This is a genomic window from Methylobacterium sp. HJ2 (assembly GCF_056431005.1).
In genome coordinates this window covers 124,281-146,571 of the sequence record NZ_JBWJYM010000008.1, presented here as the reverse complement: position 1 = coordinate 146,571, position 22,291 = coordinate 124,281, and the positions used below count along the sequence as shown (strand labels likewise).

At 69.3% G+C, this 22,291-nt stretch carries 18 protein-coding genes; 6 read left to right on the top strand and 12 right to left on the bottom strand.

What is annotated here, in order from left to right; genetic code table 11:
* Positions 1–51: 51 nt before the first annotated feature.
* The 4 genes from ACS5RC_RS19325 to ACS5RC_RS19310 form a co-directional block, all read right to left on the bottom strand.
* Positions 52–237: a hypothetical protein gene (locus ACS5RC_RS19325; RefSeq protein WP_478345526.1), complete on the bottom strand. Its 186-nt coding sequence runs from the start codon at positions 235–237 to the stop codon at positions 52–54.
* Between the two features lie 149 nt (positions 238–386).
* Positions 387–932, bottom strand: a complete 546-nt coding sequence (locus ACS5RC_RS19320) for a GNAT family N-acetyltransferase (protein WP_478345525.1) — start codon at positions 930–932, stop codon at positions 387–389.
* Between the two features lie 136 nt (positions 933–1,068).
* Positions 1,069–1,953, bottom strand: coding sequence for an NAD(P)H-hydrate dehydratase (locus tag ACS5RC_RS19315; RefSeq protein ID WP_478345524.1), 885 nt, complete (start codon positions 1,951–1,953; stop codon positions 1,069–1,071).
* Between the two features lie 53 nt (positions 1,954–2,006).
* Positions 2,007–2,768, bottom strand: a complete 762-nt coding sequence (locus ACS5RC_RS19310; RefSeq protein WP_478345523.1) for a histidine phosphatase family protein — start codon at positions 2,766–2,768, stop codon at positions 2,007–2,009.
* Between the two features lie 139 nt (positions 2,769–2,907).
* On the opposite strand from ACS5RC_RS19310, the gene ACS5RC_RS19305 reads away from it, so the two are divergent.
* Positions 2,908–4,338, top strand: a complete 1,431-nt coding sequence (locus ACS5RC_RS19305; protein ID WP_478345522.1) for an SNF2-related protein — start codon at positions 2,908–2,910, stop codon at positions 4,336–4,338.
* Between the two features lie 7 nt (positions 4,339–4,345).
* On the opposite strand, the gene ACS5RC_RS19300 is transcribed toward ACS5RC_RS19305, so the two are convergent.
* Positions 4,346–4,822, bottom strand: a complete 477-nt coding sequence (locus ACS5RC_RS19300) for an Lrp/AsnC family transcriptional regulator (RefSeq protein WP_478345521.1) — start codon at positions 4,820–4,822, stop codon at positions 4,346–4,348.
* Positions 4,823–4,960: 138 nt separating this feature from the next.
* Here ACS5RC_RS19300 and ACS5RC_RS19295 point away from each other — a divergent pair, with 138 nt between their 5' ends.
* On the top strand, positions 4,961–5,971 hold the full coding sequence (locus ACS5RC_RS19295; protein WP_478345520.1) for a 1-aminocyclopropane-1-carboxylate deaminase: 1,011 nt from the start codon (positions 4,961–4,963) through the stop codon (positions 5,969–5,971).
* A gap of 45 nt (positions 5,972–6,016) precedes the next feature.
* Here the strand turns inward: ACS5RC_RS19295 and ACS5RC_RS19290 are convergent, their stop codons facing one another.
* Positions 6,017–7,450 carry an NAD-dependent succinate-semialdehyde dehydrogenase gene (locus ACS5RC_RS19290; RefSeq protein ID WP_478345519.1) on the bottom strand — a complete coding sequence of 478 codons (1,434 nt, stop codon included), beginning with the start codon at positions 7,448–7,450 and terminating at the stop codon, positions 6,017–6,019.
* A gap of 128 nt (positions 7,451–7,578) precedes the next feature.
* Positions 7,579–8,370, bottom strand: coding sequence for a class II glutamine amidotransferase (locus tag ACS5RC_RS19285; protein WP_478345518.1), 792 nt, complete (start codon positions 8,368–8,370; stop codon positions 7,579–7,581).
* Positions 8,371–8,825: 455 nt separating this feature from the next.
* Between ACS5RC_RS19285 and ACS5RC_RS19280 the strand changes: the two genes are divergently transcribed.
* Complete coding sequence (locus ACS5RC_RS19280) at positions 8,826–9,218, top strand: response regulator (protein WP_478345517.1); 393 nt, start codon at positions 8,826–8,828, stop codon at positions 9,216–9,218.
* Between the two features lie 151 nt (positions 9,219–9,369).
* Here the strand turns inward: ACS5RC_RS19280 and ACS5RC_RS19275 are convergent, their stop codons facing one another.
* The 3 genes from ACS5RC_RS19275 to ACS5RC_RS19265 all read right to left on the bottom strand — a co-directional run bounded on the left by ACS5RC_RS19275 (position 9,370) and on the right by ACS5RC_RS19265 (position 13,445).
* A complete protein-coding gene (locus ACS5RC_RS19275; RefSeq protein WP_478345695.1) occupies positions 9,370–11,133 on the bottom strand; it encodes an ABC transporter ATP-binding protein in 1,764 nt (587 codons plus the stop codon).
* A 207-nt stretch (positions 11,134–11,340) separates the two neighbouring features.
* The gene (locus ACS5RC_RS19270) at positions 11,341–12,702 is read right to left on the bottom strand and encodes an MFS transporter (protein ID WP_478345516.1); all 1,362 of its coding nucleotides are present in this window, start codon (positions 12,700–12,702) and stop codon (positions 11,341–11,343) included.
* The gene (locus ACS5RC_RS19265; protein ID WP_478345515.1) at positions 12,699–13,445 is read right to left on the bottom strand and encodes a PRC-barrel domain-containing protein; all 747 of its coding nucleotides are present in this window, start codon (positions 13,443–13,445) and stop codon (positions 12,699–12,701) included. The genes ACS5RC_RS19270 and ACS5RC_RS19265 overlap by 4 nt, the downstream gene beginning before the upstream one ends.
* A 269-nt stretch (positions 13,446–13,714) precedes the next feature.
* On the opposite strand from ACS5RC_RS19265, the gene ACS5RC_RS19260 reads away from it, so the two are divergent.
* Complete coding sequence (locus tag ACS5RC_RS19260) at positions 13,715–14,128, top strand: hypothetical protein (RefSeq protein WP_478345514.1); 414 nt, start codon at positions 13,715–13,717, stop codon at positions 14,126–14,128.
* Positions 14,129–14,456: 328 nt separating this feature from the next.
* Entirely contained in the window at positions 14,457–14,996 is a 540-nt protein-coding gene (locus tag ACS5RC_RS19255) for a GcrA family cell cycle regulator (RefSeq protein ID WP_478345513.1), read from the top strand.
* A gap of 1,805 nt (positions 14,997–16,801) precedes the next feature.
* On the opposite strand, the gene ACS5RC_RS19250 is transcribed toward ACS5RC_RS19255, so the two are convergent.
* Both ACS5RC_RS19250 and ACS5RC_RS19245 read right to left on the bottom strand, forming a co-directional pair.
* Positions 16,802–19,165 carry a putative bifunctional diguanylate cyclase/phosphodiesterase gene (locus ACS5RC_RS19250; protein WP_478345512.1) on the bottom strand — a complete coding sequence of 788 codons (2,364 nt, stop codon included), beginning with the start codon at positions 19,163–19,165 and terminating at the stop codon, positions 16,802–16,804.
* Between the two features lie 29 nt (positions 19,166–19,194).
* Positions 19,195–20,514 (bottom strand): cytochrome P450, encoded by a 1,320-nt coding sequence (locus ACS5RC_RS19245; RefSeq protein WP_478345511.1) that lies wholly within the window; start codon positions 20,512–20,514, stop codon positions 19,195–19,197.
* A 454-nt stretch (positions 20,515–20,968) separates the two neighbouring features.
* Between ACS5RC_RS19245 and ACS5RC_RS19240 the strand changes: the two genes are divergently transcribed.
* Positions 20,969–22,291, top strand: coding sequence for an MFS transporter (locus tag ACS5RC_RS19240; protein ID WP_478345510.1), 1,323 nt, complete (start codon positions 20,969–20,971; stop codon positions 22,289–22,291).

The following is a 22,291-nucleotide window of genomic DNA, read 5'->3' as shown; positions in this document are numbered from 1 at the left end:
CGTGTCGCAGGCCGGCTGGGCCGCCTGAGCGAGCCGGCCCGGCCTCTCCGGTCAGGCGACCGGCGCGCCCTCCTCGCCGTCGAGGATGCTCTCCAGGTCTCCCGTCAGCGCGTCGAGCTGCTCGGGCGTCGCCACGATCTTGAACTGCGTGCCGTCCTGCGCCTCGACCGCGATCTCGACATGCCCGTCGACCTTGGCGGCCAGAGCCTGTTTCAGCTTGTAGGTCGTCGCTGCCATCTCGGCTCTCCATGCTGTGTTGAACGGACATGGGGCCAACGCAGGCCGAGCCGCCCGGTCACCGCGACAGAACGGCTCCCCTATGGTCTGGACTCAATCAGCTTGGCCGTTTGAGCGGCAGCTTTCGACCCCTTAGCGAACCTGCTTGATTACTCGCGCACAGCAGCAAACAGCTTACAGGCGCGTGGCTCTGACGAGAGGTTGGGGTGCGTGGCGAAGCGGCGAACAGTTCCCTCGAACTGCATCCCCACCTGGGCCATGACCCGGGCCGATGCCTCGTTCGCCTCGTCGCAGTAGCCCCAGACGCGCCAGATCGCGGGTTGATCGAGCAACCAAGCCAAAACGTTGGCGACTATCTCGCTGCCGAATCCGTTGCCCCAATGCTGTTGGGCGAACCCGAAGCCGAGCGAGACGCCATGGTCTCCATCGGCAAGGTTGAGCAAGCCTATGAGGTTGTCGTCTGTCCGTGAGACGATGGCCAGGAGGTAGGCCAATCCGCTCGCCGCTAGATCGTCGCCGTAGCGGATCATCGCCTCCGTCTCGGCCTGCGTACGATGGGGCCGCCAGGGCAGGTAGCGAGCCACATCGGCATCGCTCGTGTAGGTCGCGAAGAGCGGTGCTGCGTCTGCAAGCCTGAGAGCACGCAACCCGAGGCGGTCAGTTTCAAGTCCGGCAGGGCGTGCGAACGGCAGCATCCCCACAGCCTACATCAAGCCTCAAGACACGACTACGCACGTCCGCTTCCCACCCATTGCGGACATTCAAGTGACCAAGCGATTTGAGGTCAAACCCTAAGTGGGAAGTCCCGGGATCCCTCGGTCCGGTCCGCCCTCAGCCCAGCATCTCGCCGATGACGCGCGGTGCCTCGTCGAGGATCTCGCGGGCGAGGAAGCCGATGCCGCCGTACCGGTGGGCGAGGCGGCGCCCGGTCTCGCCGTGCACGCACACGCCCCACAGGGCCGCGGCGAGGGGGTCGGTGCCGCGCGCGAGCAGGCCCGCGACGAGGCCGGCGAGCGTGTCGCCGGAGCCGGCGGTGGCGAGCCCGACATGGCCGGATTCGTAGCAATAGGCCGTACCGTCCGGGGCGACGATCTGCGTCGCGCCGCCCTTCATCACGGTCACCGTGCCGAAGCGCGCGGAGGCTTCCCGCGCCGCGCCGAGGGGATCGGCCTCGATCGCGTCGCGCGTCCGCCCGAGCAGGCTGGCCATCTCACCCGCGTGCGGGGTGATGATCGCGGGCGCGTGGAGCCGGCGCAGGAGGTCGGGATTCTCGGCGAGCGCGGCGAGGGCGCCCGCGTCCAGCACGTAGCCGGGCTTCGGGGCGCCCGCGACGATCCCGGCCGCGAGGGCGGCGGAATCCGAATCGTCCATCATGCCGGGCCCGATCAGCACGGCGTCGCACCGGTCCGCGCGCTCCGCGAGCGCGGCGCCCGCCCGCCCGGCCATGCATCCGCCCTCGGTCTGGTCCAGCCCCACGACCAGCGCTTCCGGGATCGCGAGCCCGATCGGGATGGTGAGGTCGCGGCAGGTGGCGACCTGGATCTTTCCCGCCCCGGCACGCAGCACCGCGGTCGCGCAGAGCAGCACCGCCCCGGGAACCGGCAGGCAGCCCGCGACGACGAGGACGCGGCCGCGCGCATCCTTGCTGTCGCCCGAGGGATCCGGCGGGCGCATGCCGCGCAGGAGATGGGTGGTGACCGGCGTGATCGCGCTCATGGCATCCTTTCCGCCGCCCGGGTCGCCGCCCGGATCGTCCGAGGTCCTGGCGATCAACCGGCGGCGTCCGCCCCGGGTTCGGAGGTAACGGCCGCCCCGCGCTGCTCAAGGGGCGCGACGAGGTTGTAGCGTCGCAGGACGAGGCCGCCGCCGGACCTCGCATCGGGCGAGAAGGCGTATTCGGTGACCCCGCAATTGGTGACGTCGCCCTCGGCGTCGATCGCCAGGATCTCGTCCTCGGTGAGGCCCTCGATCAGGTAGCGCAGGCAGAGCACCACGACCTGATGCCCGACGATCAGGAGGCGCCGCCCGCCGTGATGCAGGCCGATGGTGTCGAGGGCCCCGCGCAGACGCAGGATCACGTCGCACCAGCTCTCTCCGCCCGGCGGCCGGTGGTAGAACTTGCCCAGCAGGGCCCGCAGCTCCGCCTGCTCGGGATGCAATTGCTCGATCCCCGCGCGGGTGAGCCGATCGAGGATGCCGAACTCCTTCTCGCGCAGCCGCTCGTCGACGATGAGCCCCGGCGTCTCCGGGGCGACGCCGCCCGCATCGCGAATCGCCCGGGCGGTCTCGAGGGCGCGGCGATAGGGCGAGGCCATCACGAGGTCCGGCCGCTCGTCCGCGGGCTTCTCGGCGAACCAGCGGCCGAGCGCCGCGGCCTGCCGCGCGCCCAGGGCGCTGAGCGGCACGTCGACGTCGCGGGCATCGATCGCGATGCGCGTCTCGCCCGCCGCGTGGGCCGCGTCGCGCGCGACGTTGCCCGCGCTCTCGCCGTGGCGAACCACCCAGAGTCGCGACGGATGCGTCTGCGCCATGAATCCTCACGTTCCGGGATACGCGCGCGCCGTTCGCGCCGCCCTGGCGCAACGTCACCGGATGCCTTGCCGTTCCGGGCCTGCGGGGTCCGGCCGGGATCTGCTAGAGGGCCCGCTCCGGGGCGCGAGGCGGGGCGGGATGAGGGCGGAGGCTGTACAGGAGATCGGGACCGCCCTGGTGGCGCGGCCTCATCAGGTCGAGGCGGCCCGCGCCATCCTGCGGGCGCGCGCGACCGGCCGGCCGGGCTTCCTGCTCGGCGACATGACGGGCCTCGGCAAGACGCTCTCGGTCTGGTCGGCGCTCGCCGCGATGCCGGAGGCCGCGGTGCTCGTCGTCTGCCCCAAGGGCGCGATGCCGCAATGGCGCCGCACGATCCGGCGCGCCGGTCTCGCCGAGAAGGACGTCACCCTGGTCAATTACGAGCGGACCAAGGCGCTGATGGCGCCGCCGCCCGCGAGCAAGCGGCGCTCGACCCGGGCGCGCAACAACGAGCTCGCTCGGGACGGCAGCCTCAGGCGAAGCTGGCCACTGGTGGTGTTCGACGAGAGCCACCGGCTCCGCAATCCCTACGCCCAGCAGAGCTTGGTCTGCCGCCAGCTCGCGGAGGCCGCCGCCTTCACGGTCTACATGAGCGCCACCGCGGGGCAGGCCCCGCACGAGCTCGGCTATCTCGGACGCCTGCTCGGCGCGGCGGTCGGCAGCCCCGTCGACACCCTGGCCGAATTCCGGGGCCTGATGCAGCGCCTGGGCATCGGCCGCGCCAAGGGGCGCTGGGTGAACTGGTCGTGGACGGCCAATGCCCGCGACTGCGCCGTGATGGCGGAGCTGCTCTACACCGGCCCCGACGCCATCGGCCTGCGCCGCCGCCCGGGCGACATCGCCGGCTGGCCGGAGGTGGAGCGGGAGTTGGCGCCGACCGCCCTGAAGCCCGACGCGCGTCGCCTCTACGACGCGACCTGGCGGGAGTTCCGTCGCGAATGGGGCCTTGCCGGCGGCAGCAACCGGCGCCCGGCGGGCTGGGCCGCGGACCTGCGCTTTCGCCAGAAGGCGAGCCTCCTGCGGGTAGCCGGAACCTGCGATTTCGCCGAGCTGCTGATGGAGGCGGGCGAGCAGGTCGCGCTCTCGGTGGCCTTCCTGGAGACCGGGGCGGCGCTCGTGGAGACCCTGCGCGGCCGGGGCTGGCGCGTCGACACGATCGACGGCACCCGCGCCACCGAGGTCAACGAGGCGGCCCGCATCGCCTTCCAGACCGGGGCGCTCGACGCCATCGTGTTCACGGTCACGGAATCGATCTCGCTCCACCGCAACGAGATGCCGGGCGGCGAGCGCCCGCGCGCCCTCGTCGTCCACGACATGCGCCACAGCGCGATCCAGCTCGCGCAGATCGAGGGCCGCTGCCACCGCGACGGCGAGGCCGCGATCATCCACTACGCCTACGCGGAGGACACCGTCGAGGAGGCGATCACCCAGACGGTGCTGCGCCGGATGGCGGCGATGGACGCGATGGCGGGCGAGGACACCGCGCTGCTCGACGCGATCCGGGCCTGCCTCGACGGCGAGGCCGCCTGAGCCGCGCTCAGAGGGCGAGCGGCGCGTTGTCGACGACCTCCTTCATCACGAAGAAGGTCCGGGTCTGGCGCACGCCGGGCAGCGCGATCAGCGTCTCGCTGTGGAGCCGGTTGAAATCGGCGATGTCGCGCACGCGGATCTTCAGAAAGTAGTCGAAATCGCCCGCCACCAGATGGCAGTCGAGCATGGCCGGCATCGCCTTGGCGGCGGCCTCGAAGGCGGCGAAGCTCTCGGGCGTCGAGCGATCGAGCACCACGCCGACGATCACCAGCGAGCCGAGGCCGACCCTGTCCGGGGCGATCTCCGCCCGGACGCCGCGCAGGTAGCCGTCGTCGAACAGCCGCTGGATCCGCCGGTGGCAGGTGGCCGCGCTGGTGTTCACGCGCTTGGCGATCTCGGCATTGCCCATGCGCCCGTCCGCCTGCAGCAGGCGCAGGATCCTCAGGTCGATCCTATCGGGAGGGGCGGCGGACGATCCTTTCATGAACTAGGCTCCGGACGGAACGATCGGTCGTGCGAGGGCCGATCCGGCGTTGTGTCATCCAGATCAGGCGGTGCTTTCGGAAGCACCTTACGGCGGAGTTTTGCTAGCGTCAGCCCGCTTGTTCCCCGGAGGCGACCCATGCTGTCCAACTTCGCGCGCTATCCGCTGACCTTCGGTCCGACGCCGATCGAGCCCCTGCCGCGGCTCTCCGCCCATCTCGGCGGCGACGTCGCGATCTACGCCAAGCGCGAGGATTGCAATTCCGGCCTGGCCTATGGCGGCAACAAGCTGCGCAAGCTCGAATTCATCGTGCCCGACGTGCTCGAGAGCGGCGCCGATACCCTGGTGACGATCGGCGGCGTGCAGTCGAACCACACGCGCATGGTCGCGGCGGTGGCCGCCAAGCTCGGGCTGAAGTGCCGCCTGATCCAGGAGGCCTGGGTGCCGCACGAGGACGCCGTCTACGACCGGGTGGGCAACATCATGCTGTCGCGCATCATGGGCGCGCAGACCCAGCTCGTCGACGACGGCTTCGACATCGGCATCCGCGCGAGCTGGACGCGCGCGCTCGCCGAGGTCGAGGCCGAGGGCGGACGGCCCTACGCGATCCCCGCCGGCGCCTCGGTCCACAAGTTCGGCGGTCTCGGCTACGTGGGCTTCGCCGAGGAGGTGCGCGCGCAGGAAGCCGAGATGGGCTTTGCGTTCGACTTCATCGTCGTCTGCAGCGTCACGGGCTCGACGCAGGCCGGCATGGTGGTGGGCTTTGCCGCCGACGGGCGCGCCCGCAAGGTCATCGGCATCGATGCCTCCTGCACCCCGGCCCAGACCAAGGCGCAGGTATTGGAGATCGCCCGCAACACCGCCGAGCTCATCGGCGCCCGGGCCGTCACCGCCGACGACGTCGTGCTCAACGCGGATTACGCCTATCCGGTCTACGGCGTGCCCTCGACGGAGACGGTCGAGGCGATCCGCCTCGCGGCGCGGCTGGAGGGCATGATCACCGACCCGGTCTACGAGGGGAAGTCGATGCAGGGCCTGATCGATCTCGTGCGAAAGGGCGTCTTCCCGAAGGGCGCGCGGGTGCTCTACGCCCATCTCGGCGGCGCGCCGGCGCTCAACGGCTACAGCGATACCTTCCGCAACGGCTGATCGGTCGCGCGCGCGGCCGGCACGGCCGCGCGGCCATCGCCCCCGTCAGAAATTCGCCTGCGTGACGAACTTGGCGACGAGATAGGCCTCGAGCGCCTCCGAGCCGCCCTCGCTGCCGTAGCCCGAATCCTTGACGCCGCCGAAGGGCGTCTCCGGCAGGGCGAGGCCGTGGTGGTTGATCGAGATCATGCCGCTCTCGACGCCCTGCTGCACCCGCGTCGCCCGCTCGGTCGAGCGGGTATAGGCGTAGGCCGCCAGGCCGAAGGGAAGGCGGTTGGCCTCCGCCAGCGCCTCGTCGTCGTGGCTGAAGCGCTGGATCGCCGCGATCGGGCCGAACGGCTCCTCGTTCATCAGCCGCGCCGTCAGCGGCACGTCGGTGAAGACGGTGGGCTCGAAGAAGTTGCCGCGGTTGCCGATGCGCTTGCCGCCGGTGCGCAACTCAGCGCCCGCGGCGCTGGCATCGGCGACGAGCGCCTCCATCGCCTCGAGCCGGCGCCCATGCACGAGCGGGCCCATCCGGGTGTCGGGATCGAGGCCGTCGCCGACCGTGAGGTCCCGGGCGTAGGCGGTGAAGCCGTCGACGAAGCGGTCGAACACCGAGTCGTGGACGAGGAAGCGGGTCGGCGAGACGCAGACCTGACCGGCATTGCGGAACTTGGAGGCGGAGAGCACCGTCACCGCCCTGTCGAGATCCGCATCGGCGAACACGATCGCGGGCGCGTGGCCGCCGAGCTCCATCGTGGCGCGCTTCATGTGCAGGCCGGCGAGCGCCGCGAGCTGCTTGCCGATCGCGGTCGAGCCCGTGAACGAGATCTTGCGGATCACCGGGTGGGGGATGAGGTAGCCGGAGATCCGGGCCGGGTCGCCGTAGACGAGGGCGAGCACGTCGCCGGGCAGGCCGGCGTCGAGGAAGGCGCGGACCAGCGCGGCGCAGGCGGCCGGCGTATCCTCCGGACCCTTGATGATCACCGAGCAACCGGTGCAGAGCGCCGCCGAGATCTTGCGGACCGCCTGGTTGATCGGGAAGTTCCAGGGCGTGAAGCAGGCGACCGGGCCGACGGGCTCGCGAAGGGCCACCTGCAGCACGCCCTCGGCGCGGGCCGGGATCACGCGGCCATAGGTACGCTTCCCCTCCTCGGCGAACCAGTCGATGATGTCGGCAGCGGCCAGCACCTCGATCCGCGACTCCGCGATCGGCTTGCCCTGCTCCAGCGTCATCGTCCGAGCGATTGCCTCGACGCGCGCGCGCAGGAGATCGGCGGCCCGCCGCATCACCTTGGCGCGCTCGAAGGGCGCGACCTTGCGCCATGCGGAGAAGCCGCGCGAGGCGGCCTCGAGCGCCCGGTCGAGATCGGCTTCGGTGGCCACGGCGCAGCGCCCGATGGTCTCCCCGGTGGCCGGGTTGAGGACGGCGAGCGTCTGGCGATCGGCACCCGCACCCCAGGTGCCGGCGATGTGGAGTTCGGTGTCCGGATACATGGTCCCCGCTCGATCCCTGGCGCGCCCGGCGGTAGAAGCCGGCGCGCCAGATGTCGAGCCCGGGCGGGCGTGCGGCAAGGTCCGGGACGGCATGGCTCGCGCGCGCAGGCCGCGCGACGCGGGCGCGCTCAGGCCGCCACGGGCGTGCGGCGCGCCTCGGAGAGTTCCACGCTCACGGGTCCGCCCCGGCGCGCCCGCAGGGTGCCGCCCTTCGGCACCACGCTCCAGCCCTCGCGGCAGCCGTCGATGGGCTCGGAGACCACCACGAGGCCGCGCTCCGTCTCGCGGTAATACAGGCTCGGCGGGCGCCCGTCGCAGGCCCAGCGATAGGCCGTCAGGGTCTCGCCGTCGGTCAGCAGCGCCGTGAAGCGCAGAGGCTCGGCGATTCCGGCGCCCTGCATCAGGCCGCGGATCTGCGCCAGGGTCTGGGCCATCGCGCCGACCGGGTCCTGCGCCAGACCGTTGGCCAGCGCCAGCAGGAAGATCGCCTCCGAATCGGTGCTGCCGCGGCGTCCGTCGTAGAGGTCGTCCGGGATCAGAGCCTCGAGGCGCCGCTTGATCCGATGATAGCCGCCGATCTGGCCGTTATGCATGAACAGGAAGCGGCCATGCGTGAAGGGATGGCAGTTCGCCCGCGCGGTCGCCGTCCCGGTCGAGGCCCGCACATGCGCGAAGAAGGTCCGGGCGCGGACCTGACCGCAGAGATTGACGAGGTTCTCGTCGGACCAGGCCGGGGAGATGTCGCGATAGACGCCCGGTTCCGGGCGCTCGCCGTACCAGCCGATGCCGAACCCGTCCCCGTTGGTCTCGGTCTTTCCCTCGTCGGCGTGCAGCGACTGGTGCACGAGCGAGTGCGTCGGCGCGCAGACGAGATCCGAGAGAAAGACCGGCTCACCGCTATAGGCGAGAAAGCGGCACATGGCTGACGCACACCTCCGTTCGAGAAGTCCGGCGACAGATCGCATCCTTGCGGCGATCCCATGGAGCGGGCGCGGCGCAGGGGTGGCGTTCGGACCCGAGGCGGGCCGGGGGGGCTCCCGAGAGCCACCTAGCAAGCCCCGTTCCGCATCGGGCGTCACCGTCTTCGAACGGTAATATTCCGGCTCGTTCGGTGAACAGGATGTTAAGGCGGCTGAACATGACGGCCGCCCGTGCGTTCGTGCAACAGGGGCGCCCCCCCCGGTGACCGGTCCCGGTGACCGATCTCCGGCGCGTGCTTTTCTCCGGGCCGGACCCGCACCGTCGCCATCGGACTCTTGTCCCGTCCGCCGAGGGGGCGCAGCATCATCGACTCGGAGAATCAGCGGCCCAGCGCAGAGGCGGGGCGCTCTCCGGGAGGCATCACTCCGCATCCCAGACCATCCAAGGAGACTCCATGGGCCCATCTCTGCCCGCCTGCCCCGTCGCACTCGTGGTCGAGGACGACGACGCCGTGCGCAACCTGGCCGCGGCCGTGCTTGAGGAGACCGATCTCGAGGTGATTGCCTGCGCGAGCGCGGAGGCCGCTATCTCCGTCCTGGAGCGCGCCGACGTCAACGTCGCCCTCCTCTTCGCCGACGTGCGCCTGCCCGGTGCCATGGACGGCCTGTCGCTGGCGCGGACGGTCGAGCGCCGCTGGCCGGAGGTCCGGGTGGTCGTCACCTCCGGCTACGACGCCGGAACGGACGCGCGGATGCCCGAGCAGGCGGTCTTCATGCAGAAGCCGTGGCGCGCCCTCGACGTGCTGGTCCAGGCCGAGCACGCCACGCTGGCCGCCCGAGCGGCCTGACCGACCGGGCCGGCGTGCGAGCGCCGGCTCTCTCGACGCTCGCGCGGCGACGCCGTGGAGATCGGGCCTGTCCCTCCCTGGCGGAGCCGACGCTCCGCCACCGGGTGAGGAAACGTCCGGCCGATCGTGCGCGCCGTCGCCCGATGCCGGCTCAGGCGGCGGCGAGCGCCATCGACATCGATTCCTTCTTCATCAGCTCCCGGTAGAAGCCGTCGAGGTGGGTCAGCTTGTCGGGCGAGCCGTCCTGAACGATCCGGCCCCCTTCCAGCACGACGATCCGGTCGAAATCCTTCAGCGTCGACAGCCGGTGGGCGATCGCGATGACGGTCCGCCCCTTCATCAGGTTGGCGAGCGCGTGGCGGATCGCCTCCTCGGATTCGGCGTCGAGCGCCGAGGTCGCCTCGTCGAGAAGCAGGATCGGCGAGTTCTTGAGGATCGCCCGGGCGATGGCGATGCGCTGGCGCTGGCCGCCCGAGAGCTTGACGCCGCGGTCGCCCACGATCGTGTCGAAGCCTTCCGGCAGGGCGTTGATGAAATCCGTGCAATGGGCGGCCTCGGCCGCCTGCCAGACCTCCGCGTCGCTCGCCTCCGGCCGCCCGTAGCGGATGTTCTCGCGCAGCGAGCGATGGAACATCGAGACGTCCTGGGGCACCACCGTGATGGCGGCGCGCAAAGATTCCTGCGTCACGAGGTTGATGTTCTGGTCGTTGATCCGGATCTGGCCGCCCTTCACGTCGTAGAAGCGCTGCAGCAGCGAGAACAGGGTCGACTTGCCGCCGCCCGACTTGCCGACGAGGCCGACGCTCTGGCCCGGCTCGATCAGGAGATCGAAATCCGTGAAGACGCTGCGGCCGTCCGGGTAGTCGAAGGCGACGTGGTCGAAGGTGATCCGGGCGCCCTGGCCGGTCAGTGCCTTGGCTTCCGGATGGTCGACGAGATCGTGCGGCTGCAGCAGCGTGTGCAGCGCCTCGGACAGGCGGGCGGTGTGCTGCGTGGCATCGACGAGGGCCACCGCGAGGTCGCGGGTGGCGGCGAGGATGCGGATGCCGAGGGTGCAGACGAGCACCACCTGACCGTTGGTGGCGGCACCCGATTCCCACATCTTGATCGCCCAGTAGAGCAGGCCGAACACCGCGAGCACGGTGAGGATCGCGTGCACGATGCGCAGCTTCTCGAGGTAGAGCAGCGAGGAGCGGCGCGCCCGCATCTCGGTGGCGATGGTGCCCTCGAAGCGCACGCCCTCCCGCTTGACCGCCGAGAAGGCGCGCACGAGGGGCATGTTGCCGACGAGGTCGACCATCTCGCCATCGACGCTCGCCGCCTTGGCGGCGAAGTCGTGGTGGAGCGGCTTGCCGGCCGAGGCCATCTTGAACATCAGCACGACGACGGCGCCGAAGATCCCGGCGAGCACCATCGCCATCGTGGGGTTGACCGTGGCGATGTAGGCGATCGACCCGAACGCGGCGACGCAGGGCGGCATCACGTTGAACACGAACATGTTCTCGACCGTGAAGATCGCGTTCGAGGTCGCCGTGATGCGGGAGGCCAGGGTGCCGGGCTGGCGATCGGCGAAGAAGGTCGGCGAGTGCCCGGTCATATGCCGGAACAGGTCGCGCCGGATATCGCCCGTCACGCCCACGAAGGTGAAGGCTCCGATGAGGCTCGCCACCCGCCAGAGCATGTTGTCGGCCGCGATGAACGCGACGAGCACCGCGAGCGCGCCCCAGACCAGGCCGGATTGCGGGCCCTTGCTCAGCGCGTCCACCACGCCCTTCAGGGCGTAATCCGTGCTCACCGAGAAGCCGACCGCCCCGAGGACGGCGCAGAGGATCACCGCGTGGGGCAGCGCCCGGCGCTTCAGGTAGCGCGCGACGAAGGCGAATGGCCGGTCGGCGTATTGGCAGAGGTCTTCCATCGCGATGACCATCTCGATTTTCAGCGACGCTGATCTGCGGCGGACGGGGACGGCTTGGAACGCGGGCGAGCGGGACGCAAGCCGCCAACGCGACAGCGTCACCATATGTTGCACGCGCGCGCGCCGATCAGCCCCCGGGCCCCCTAATACCGGTAAAACCTGAACGTCGCTTGACCGGAAGCGATTTTGGTGCCGAAGGCCGTCGGATCATGCCGGCTGCGCCCGGCGGCGCGTCTCGGGCATGATGAGGGCGACGAGCAGGAACGCGGCGAGGCCCATCAGGGCGAGGCCCAGGAAGGCCGCCTGGCTGCCGAGCCGGTCGGCCATCACTCCCGCCACCGAGGTCGAGAGCGCCGCCCCGATCCCCATCGCCGTGCCGACGGCGCCCAGAGCGAGGTTGAAGCGGCCGGTCCCGCGCGTCAGGTCGGAGACCACGAGGGGGACCATCACGCCGAGAACGGAGGCCGAGACGCCGTCGAGGACCTGGATCGCCACGAGCAGATAGGGATCCTGCGTGTAGGCCAGCAGCAATCCGCGCAGCGGCAGCGCCGCGAAGCCCACCAGCAGGATCGGATAGCGGCCGAAGCGCTCGGCGCAGCGCCCGACCGCGGGCGCGCAGATCGCCAGCACGGCCTGCGGGACCATGATGCAGGCGGCGACCAGCGCCGTGGCGGTCTCGGAGGCCCGCAGGGTGAGGACGCTGCCGACCAGGGGCAGCATCGCGGCGTTGGCCAGGAAGAACAGGGCCATGCAGGCGGCGAAGCTGAGGAGCCCGCGATTGGTCAGGAGCGCCCGGATCCCGCCGGCCTGGCCTGCCGAGGGGCCGGCCGGCGCCGCCTCCGTCCGCACGGTCGCATCGATCTCCTCGGCGCGGATCGCCGAGAGGGCCATGATCGTCGGCACGACGAGGGCCGCCGTCAGGTAGAACACCGCGTCGTTGGAGAGATAATAGCCGCAGGCGCCCATTCCGGCGGCGGCCAGGGCGTTGCCGATCGCCTGGAAGCTGGCGTTGCGGCCGAGCCGTTCGCCCGCCCGGGCATGGCCGACGAGCCCGATGCTGATCGCGGCGATCGCGGGCGTCAGGACGCAACTCGCCGCCGAATGGGCCGCCATGGCGAGCAGCACGATCAGGAAGGTCGGCCAGAGCGCGAGCGCGAGGGCGCTTCCCGAGATCGCGATCACCGCGACGCCGGCCGCGAAGCGCTTCGAACGGACGGCGTCCACGAAGGCGCCGCCCGGCACCTGACCGAGGAGGCTGACGAGGCTGCCGACCGTCAGGGCGAAGCCGATATCCGACTGCGTCCACTTCGCCTGGGAGAAATAGACGGCCAGGAACGGGCCGAAGCCGGTCTGCAGGTTGGCGACGAAGAACGCGAAGGCGTCGAGCCCGCGGCTGCTCTTGCGCGAGGCCGCCTCGCGCGTCGCGACGGGCTCGGGCTTGACGGAGCCCGCACCGTCGAGGGCGGTACTCGTCAGGCGCACGGGGCGGGCGCGGAGTTCGTGGCGTGGCACGTCGCGCTCGCGGAATGGGATGATGCGTCGGTCGTCCTTGGTCTGGGCCACCGTCATCGTTCAGGGGCCCTCTCCCCCGCCCCCGCACCGGAGGGGGCGGGACCGGACGGACCCTGGATGCCTGCGGGTGCCGACGCCGCCGCTCCTGCGGGCGCCTGGGCGCTCGTCGGAGCCGGCTGGCCTGCGGGAGCCTGCACGCCTGCGGGAGCCTGCACGCCTGCGGGAGCCTGCGCCGCCGCGGGGGCCTGGATCGAAGCGGGCGCCTGCACCGCCGGCGCGCCGGCCTGGTCGCCCTCCCCCGCCGCCGGGCTCGCCGGCCCGAGCACCACGATCGGTTCGCCCGCCTTGTATTCGGGCGAGACGCGGACCTGGTTGCGGCTGAGCTGGAGCGAGAGCCGGCCGGGCTTCCCGTCGGTGGTGAAGCGCAGCGCCCGCCAATCGACGGCGATCTTGCGCGAGCCGACGCCGAGGAAGCCGCCGAAATCGATGATCGCGGCGCGGGGCCGCCCGTCCTTGTCGATGATGATGTCGATGATTCGCCCGAGCTCGTCCCCGTTGGCGCTCCGGACGCCCTTGCCGAGCACGCTCTCGTAATCCTGGGTGTCGAGCACGGTCGCGGGCGTGCCCTGCTGCGCGGGCTGCGGGGCGGCCTGCTGGGGCGCCGGGGGCACGGCGGCCGGGGCCGTCTGGCTCGCCGGCGGCACGGGAGGGGCTTCCGCGTTCGGGGCGGACTCGGCCGCGGCGGCCGCGGCCCACAGAGTGATCGTCACGGTCGCGATCATCCGATCGAGTCTGAACACGCGGAGTCCTTAAGAGTCTCGAGAGGGTGCCTCGGCTGCCGGCACAACCGAGGCCGTATCGGCAGGTTCCGCCGGGGCCTCGGCGTCGTCGCACCCGACCAAGGCGAAGTTGTGGATCCGGCGCGCCCCGGCCGCGGCAAGTTCCGGGCCGAGCGGCATCGTGACGGGATGCGCCTTGGTTTTCGCGCAATCTCCGGGATAGAGGGAGACCAGAACGATGCGAGCCGCGACGGTCCAGACAACGCGGCCGCGAGCGTGAGGACGAGTCGATGTCTCAGCCCCAGTCACCGCAGGTCCCGTCGTCGCCCGGCGCAGCCGCGGCGCGCGCGGTGTTTCTGGCCTGCGCCCTCGCCGCGCTGGGCGGCTGCCAAGCGCTCGGGGGCACCGCCGGCGTGATGCCGGCGAGCGATGTCGGCCCCCCGCCCTCGCTGCGCGGCAGCTTCCCCAAGCAGGCGGCGCGACAGGCCGAGGCCGACGAGGACGGCGCGCCGCTGGCCACCGCGCCGACCCGGCGCCTCGACCTGCCCAAGAGCGCGGGCGGCCAGACCCGCGCGGCCGAGGCGAGCGAGCGGCGGATCCGGCGCGAGGACATCGAGGGGAACGGCGGCGCCGGCGGCGGCAGCGCCGGCTTCAGCCCGGCCCTCACCCCGGGCGGCGCCGTCGGGCTCGGCGGCAAGTTCTGACGCCCCGCCGGGCTCGGCCGAGCCGCCGAGCCCGCCGTCCCGGCTTTGCCCCCCCGTCACCGCACGACCTTTGCCGGTGGACAGCAGGCGGATCCGTCGCGCCGTCGCGGCGGCCCGCCCTTGCATCGCCCGCGAGCCCTCTTGTAGGTTCCCTGTGTCGACGAGGGACGAGACCCTCGCCGCAATGGACCACCGGCGTGCGTTGACGAACACTGCATTCGGATCCCGGGCTTGAAGCCGGGTGCGCCGGAGGCACGGTTCACCGCACGCCCATCCCGTGCCGACCGTCTTGGGGGGCGGCCCGCATGTGCGCAGGGTTGGGAGGGGGATGATGGAAGCGGGCCTGAGCTGGACGGACGAACGCGTGGCGCTTCTTCGGCGCCTGTGGGAGGACGGACAGAGCGCGAGCAAGATCGCGACGCAACTCGGCGGCGTGACGCGCAACGCCGTGATCGGCAAGGTGCATCGCCTCGGGCTCGCGGGCCGCGCCAAGCCCGGCGAGGAGGCTGTCGCGGGTCGTTCCCGCGCCCCGCAACCCGCCGAGATCGAGGCGGAGGTCGCCGTGGTCGAACTCGAGGTGCCCGAGCCGATCGCGATCCTGTCGCACCGGCCCGCTCCGGATTTCCCGCTCTCCACCCCGCCTGCGCCGGCCGAGACCGTCGCGCTCGCGGTGTCCCAGCGGGTGACGATCATGGATCTGCGCGAAGCGATGTGCCGCTGGCCGCTCGGTGACCCGACGACCCCGGAATTCCGCTTCTGCGGCGCCCGCTCGATCACCGGCCTGCCCTACTGCACCCATCACGCCGAGATCGCGTATCAGCCCGCGGCCGAGCGCAAGCGCGAGCGCCGGGTCGCCAGCTTCCGCTAGACCCGATTCCGCCGAGGCGATCGCCGTCCCGGCGTGACGGCCCACCGTGGCGATGGTCTCGATTCGGTCGCGGCCGTGGGCGCGTCGGTGACGGCCTGTCGTCTCCCGCGCAGGTCCTTCGGCGCCGCCGACCCCCGTAGGCCCCCTGGGATGGGCCCGCGACGGTGCAGGCGATGGAATGGGCGCGCCTGTTCCGAATGCGTCCGGTCCCGGCTGATGGCTTTGTTTCGGTGTCCCGGACCAGCGACGGTGGCCTGACAGGCGAATGCCGGCTGTCCCCCGCCGGGTCGGGCCGTCGCGACGCAGGCGCGACTCCGATCAGGATCGCGCGCCAGAGCCCGATCCACCGAGGCGGTTTCCGGTTCGGCGGAAGACGATGCGGACCACCGAGGGGATCGCGCGTTGTCCGCGATGAAGGGACGACGGAAAGCGCGCTCGGTTGTGAGCTTGCTCAGCATGATCCCGTGACGGGCGGCCGAGGGGCGATGTCGGTTGGTCGGCTGACGAGCAGCGATCCATGGAAGCCGACATTATCGCCGTGCCCGCTCCCGACCCCTTGCAGAAGCTGGGAGCGTCCGCTTGCGGGCTGACTGGGAAGCCCGAGATTATGACCGGAACCGGTGGTTTCCTGCCGGTCCGCTTGTCAAATGGAAGGCCGCGAAGCAGACACCATATTCGAGCTTCTATGCTTGTTTTCAGGCCTTCGTTATCTTTCATACCTTAATATAGGCCATAATAAACTTTTCTATTGGTCTGCATTCTGAATTGGAAACAATATCCTGATGACGGTTCGAACCCTCGGATGGACAATCTCAAGGCCCGTTGCGGTCCTATGGATATGGCTGTGCTTGAGTGCTTTGGGCCGTAGCGAAGACTTGGATCAGTCCCACAGTGCCCAAAGCCCGGTCCCGGAGCCATCGATGGTTTCGGGACTGCTTACTCTGCATGATCTGCAAACCGCACCCGAACAAATTTTGAAGATCAAAAACATCGACGAACTTCCGCCGATATTTCGTGAATCGAGGGAAATCAGTTATATATTTCCAAGGTATTCTTCAGAAAATCCAGGAACATTGGTAATCCTAGGGGACCGCGGCAAGGGAGAAAGGCGCAGAACTTTTGTGATTCTACAGTGCGGAAGCGGTGTTATGATTCCAATGTGTCTGTTTGCATTTGATGCCGAGCGATCTGCCGTGCGCAGGGTATCAATGCCCGGCCTAAACATAGATGGAAATATACAAGCTCATGAAAGTCCGGGATGGATTGAATGGGATTCGAAAGAAAAGATATTGAGATCAATAATCGGAACAGATACCTATCCGAGCTACATGTATAAACAAAGTTATCGTTTCACGAGAGAAAGACCGACCAGTGTCGGTTTGTTCCGAATCGAGCGGAGCATCAAGGGCCAGGGAAACGGTCTTTCTCCAGAATGGGAGAAAATATGGGAAGCTCCAGAATGGGGTTCAGTAAATCAACGACCGCCCAGGTCGCTTGCGAGATAAAATACGTCAATAGCCGATCGAAGTGGCTCTTGGTCGGATAATTCGTGCAGATACCTACCCCATGCCAAGCTTCCTGGGGGCAAACGAATGGCAGCTTTCAATGAATCACGACGGCAGTCCGAACGGCTGGCATGGGTCGGATGCAGAACGTCCGCTTCGAGGCGAGTGGCTGACCTCTGCGCCTCACCCTCAGCGACGATGCCGCCCGGCCGGCGAAAGACTGCTCTCGAGAAGCGCCGAAGGCGTCCGGCACGACTGACTTGAGCCGGACACAGCCGCGCAGACGCTCGAGCCGCGGAGCTATGCGACCGCGCGACGTCCCGGCTCGGCCGCCATCACCACCGGCAGGATATCCGGACCCAGCGTGTTGATCCGGTCGATCAGGTCCGGGACCTCGCGGGCGGGGCGCGCGGGACTGAACAGGAACCCTTGCGCGGTGTTGCAGCGCTTGAGCCGTAGGATGTCCGATTGCTGCTGGGTCTCCACGCCCTCGACGGTGACATCCATCGCGAGGGCGCGCGCCATCACGGTGATCGCCTCCACGACGGCGAGGCTCGCGGGGCGGGCCTGGAGATCGCGCACGAAGGAGCGGTCGATCTTGATCTTGTCGACGGGAAACTGCGTCAGGTAGCTCAGGCTGGAATAGCCGGTGCCGAAATCGTCGAGGGCGATCCGGACGCCGAGCGCGCGCAGCGCCCGCAGATTCTCCGTCACCTCCTGCCCCTGGTCGAGCAGGATCGATTCCGTGATCTCGATCTCGAGACGCCGCGGCTCCAGCCCGACCTCCTGCAGGATCGCGCCGACCTCCCGATGGAAGCCCGGCGCGCGCAGATGAGAGGAGGAGATGTTGACGGCGACCCGCATGCCCGGCCACCGCAGCACGTCGGTGCAGGCGCGGCGCAGGGCCCAGCTCCCGATATCGACGATGAATCCGGTGGATTCGGCGATCGGGATGATCTCGGCCGGGGAGATCCAGCCCTCGTCGACCCGGTGCCAGCGCAGCAGGGCCTCGAACCCGACGACCTGACCGTCGCCGAGGCTCACCAGCGGCTGGTAGTGCAGGTCGAGCTCCCCGTTCTGGAGCGCGGCGCGCATCATCAGGTCGAGCTGGCGGCGGCGATGGTTGCGGCCCTCCATCGCCACGTCGAAGTTCCGCCATCTGCCCCGTCCGGCGGCTTTGGCGGCGTAGAGCGCGAGGTCGGCGTTGCTGAGGACGGTGGCGGGGTCCTCCCCGCTCTCCGGGATGTGGGCGATGCCGATGCTGACGCCGATCTCCACCTGCGTCACCTCGATGCGGAAGGGCCGGCCGAGCTCCGCGACGATGCGGGTCGCCAGATCCTCGGACTCCGCGCGGGCGTCGCAGGCCTGCAGGATCGCGAACTCGTCTCCGCCGAGGCGGAACGCCGTCATGCCCGGTCCGGCAGCGGCCGTAAGCCGCCTCGCGACCGACTCGAGCACGCGGTCGCCGGCCCCGTGGCCCATCCCGTCGTTCACGGCCTTGAAGCCGTCGAGGTCGAGATAGAGCAGAGCGACCGAGGGGCTCTCCCGCCCGCCCGAGCAGGCGCGCGCGAGGGCCTCCTGGAAGGAGGAGCGGTTCGGCAAGCCGGTGAGAACGTCGTGGCTCGCGAGATAGCCGATCCGCGCCTCCGCCTCGCGGCCGAGGGTGGTGTCGGAGCCGACGCCGCGATAGCCCGCGAAGCTGCCGTCCTCGTGGAAGAACGGCTTCCCGTTCAGGCTCACCCAGCGCAATCCGGCGGGGGCATCGAGGGCCACGGCGATGTCGCGGAAGGGGGTCCGCGCCGCGATCGCGGCGAGCACGGCCTGCGCGCCCTGCGCCTCCGCGTCCGGACTATGGGCCGCGAGCAGGTCGACGAGGGTCCGGTTCTGCAACGTCTGGGGCGGCAGCCCGAGGGCCGACGCCATCCGGACCGGCACGTAGATCAGCCGTCCGTCCGTATCGGTCTCCCACAGCCAGTCGGTCGCCCCCTCCTCGAAGTCGTTGAGCAGAAGCCCGATGGTCTGACCCTGGTGCTTGACCACCACCCGATCGAGGATGCGCTGGTAGGACAGCGTGCTCATCCGCCTCGTGCTGATCAGGACGAAGGTGGCGTAGATGCCGAGAAGCCCCGAGATGTAGCCGCCGATCGGCGCCTCGCAGCCGGTCAGGGCGATGAACGAGCCGATGACCACCGGCACCGTGAACAGCAGCGACACCGAGAAGATCGGCCCGAGCACGTAGGCATCCGAGATCAGGCCCGCGGCGGTGGCGACGATGACCAGCCGGTAGCCCACGTCGGCCTGTTCGAACAGCATCGCGGGCATCGTGCCCCACGCCGATCCGAGTCCGAGCGCGAGTCCCTGCGAGATCCGGAAGCCGCGCCGGATCGCGCGCTCCGAGACGGCGCCCCGGAAGGTCGTGCGGTAGTGCCAGGTCACGGCGACCGTCGCCGCGATGATGACGGTGATCGTGCCCGCGAGCGCGAGCAGGTAGGCGTTCATCCCCTGTCCCCAGAACAGGGACGCGATCACCACGACGACGGCGAAATGGGTGATGGCCGAGTAGTTCGCGAGCTGCAGCGTCTCGTCGAGCTGCTCGCGCCGCGTCTCCTGCGCGTAGCGATCGCCCACGGCGTTCCGGTGCAGGCTCTGCCTGAAGATCGGCATCGTCGGTCTCTACGATCCTGGACGGGTTCTCAGGGCCGGCCCTGGCGCGGCGTCACCCGCATCGGCATTCCGCCGTGCGGGCGCAGCGTCACGCGGAAGCGCGTCGCCGGCATCTCGGAAGAGGCCGCGTGGAAGTGGAAGGCCGGGAGCAGCGTCGCCAGGACGGCGATGCACTCGGTGAGGGCGAGGCCCATCCCGATGCAGACGCGTGGCCCCGCGCCGAACGGAAGGTAGGCGTAGCGGTCGCGACCGGCCACGGCGGCGGGTTCGAACCGGTCGGGATCGAAGGCGTCCGGACGATCCCACAGGCTGCGGTGCCTGTGCAGCGCGTAGATCGGCACGTGGACGGCACGGCCGGCCGGTATCGTCGTCCCGCCGAGCCGGACGGGGCGGATCGTCCGCCGGACGAGAAGCGGCGCCGGCGGATAGAGCCGCATCGCCTCCTGCACCACCTGCCGGGCGTAGGGCAGCCGGTCGATCCCGCTCGGGTCGGCGCGAAGGTCGAGGTCCTGCGCGGCGATCTCGGCGCGCAGGCGCGCCTCCACCGCGGGATGGTCGGCGATGAGGCGCAGGCACCAGGTCAGGGCGAGCGCCGTCGTCTCGTGGCCGGCGGCCACGAAGGTGATCAGGTTGTCGACGATCCAGGAATCCGGGACCGGCTCGCCGGTCTCGGGATCGCGCGCCGCGAGCAGGAGGCCGAGCAGGTCCGTGCCGCCGCCGCCCGCCGCGCGCCGGGCGACGATCATCCGGCGCACCGCCTCGCGCAGGTAGCGCGCCGCGCCCGCGCCGCGGCGCGATCCGGGATGCGGCATCCAGGCCGGCAGGCCCAGGCTCGCATAGGCGATCTTCCAGTTGGTCTGCCCGAGATAGCGCTCCATCGCGGCGCCGAAGCGCGGCCCGTCGAGATCGCCGTCGCCCGAGGCCATCGTGGCCACGATGATATCGAGGGTCGTGCGCATCATCTCGTGCAGGATGTCGAGGGGCGCGTCCTCTCTGCGCTCCAGCCAGCGCGTCCGCGTCGCGGCGGCGGCCTCCGCCATGGCGGGCACGAAGCTCCGGACCCGGCCGGGATGGAACATCGGCGCCGTGATGCGCCGCTGCCCGCGCCAATGCGCGCCGTCCGCCGTGAGCAGCCCCGATCCGAGCGCGGGCTGCAGCGCGCGGCTCATCACCGCTTCGCGTTCCAGGGCGTTCGCTTCCTCCACAAGTAGCTGACGGATCAGGACCGGATCGCAGAGAAAGACGGCGCGCTGCCCCAAGATCCGCGTCTCAAACCCCCTCTCCGTGTAGGCAGCATCGGGCCATGCATCGACCATGCTGCGCAGCATCGTCGTGAGCACCCCAGGCATCCCACAGATTTCCGCAAGCATGCCCCGGACCGGCAGAGGTCCTGGTTGATGGACCTGCAACTTCCAACTCGCTGCCGTCACCATCCGCTCCTTGAGCCAGTCCGAAGTGACGGTATCCCAGACACATGAAAGAATCCCTCCTGTTTTGCGCCGTGATTTCGAGGAATATTGGCAAGGTTCAATTCACCAATCTCGATCGTGGATAATAGCTTTCGCCCTTTCGGAACTAGTTGACAGATCTCACTCTCGTTTCAGCGCCGCCGAGCATAATCCTTCGTCAAGCATCTAATAACAGACAATCGATGCAGAATCCGCATCGATCGATTTAGGCTTTGTGTTGGACCTGTACTCGTGCATGGTTCTAGCGTGATCCTGCAACGTCGCCCGCTGTCACGTAAGAGCGACGAGGGCTGTCACGGCGACCGTCGGGCGGCCCATCATAGGGAGCACGTCCATGGATGCAGGTCTGGCCCTGACCACGGCGAAGCGGAGCCGCGTGCGGCTCCTCATAGTTTCAATGTTGTTCATCGCGACAACGATCAACTATGCAGATCGCGCGACCCTCTCAATTGCCGGTCCATCTCTCGCCAAGGATCTTGGTCTCGACGCGGTCGCGATGGGCTATGTCTTCTCCGCCTTCGCGTGGTCCTATGTACTGGCGCAGCTGCCCGGCGGCTGGCTGCTGGACCGCTATGGCGCAAAATGGGTCTATGCTGCAGCGATCTTACTATGGTCGACCTTCACATTGATGCAGGGCGCGGTCGGCTTCTTCGCAGGCTTTACGGCCGTTGCGGTGCTGTTCGCCCTACGCCTCCTAGTCGGCCTTGCAGAAGCTCCTGTTTTTCCCGCCAATGCGCGGATTACGGCGGCTTGGTTTCCGACTGAAGAACGCGGCACCGCTTCGGCCTTCTTCAATTCCGCCCAGTACTTCGCCACGGTTCTCTTCACGCCGCTGATGGGTTGGGTGGTGCATCATTTTGGCTGGCACCACGTTTTCACGCTGATGGGCGCCATCGGAATCGCCTTCGCGCTGGTCTGGATCCAGACGATCCACGGTCCGAAGGAGCACCCGGGCGTCAACCAGGGCGAGCGTGACTACATCGAGCAGGGCGGCGCGCTGCTCGACATGGACGGCCAGGGCACACGGGCCAAGGGCAACGCCGGCCGCACGATCCGGCAGCTCCTCGGCAACCGCATGCTGCTCGGGATCTATGTCGGCCAATATTGCATCACAACGCTGACCTATTTCTTCCTCACATGGTTCCCGGTCTATCTTGTGAAGGAGCGTGGCCTCTCGATCCTGCAGGCGGGCTTTGCCGCGGTCCTGCCCGCCCTCTGCGGCTTCGTCGGCGGCATCCTCGGCGGCTGGATCTCGGATGTTCTGCTTCGGCGCGGGTACTCGCTCACTGCCGCGCGCAAGATCCCGATCGTCGCCGGCATGCTGCTCTCGATGGTCATCATCGGCTGCAACTACGTGCAGGCGGATTCCCTGGTTGTCGGCCTGATGGCGCTGGCCTTCTTCGGCAAGGGCATCGGTGCGCTGGGCTGGGCCGTCGTTTCCGACACGTCGCCGCGCGAAACCGGCGGCCTTTCGGGCGGCCTGTTCAACACCTTCGGTAACACCGCAGGGATCACCACGCCCATCGCCATCGGGTACATCGTCCAGACCACCGGCTCGTTCAACGGCGCCCTGGTCTTCGTCGGGCTCAACGCCCTGGTCGCGGTGATCTGCTACCTCTTCGTCGTCGGCGAGATCCGCCGCGTCGAGCTGCACTGA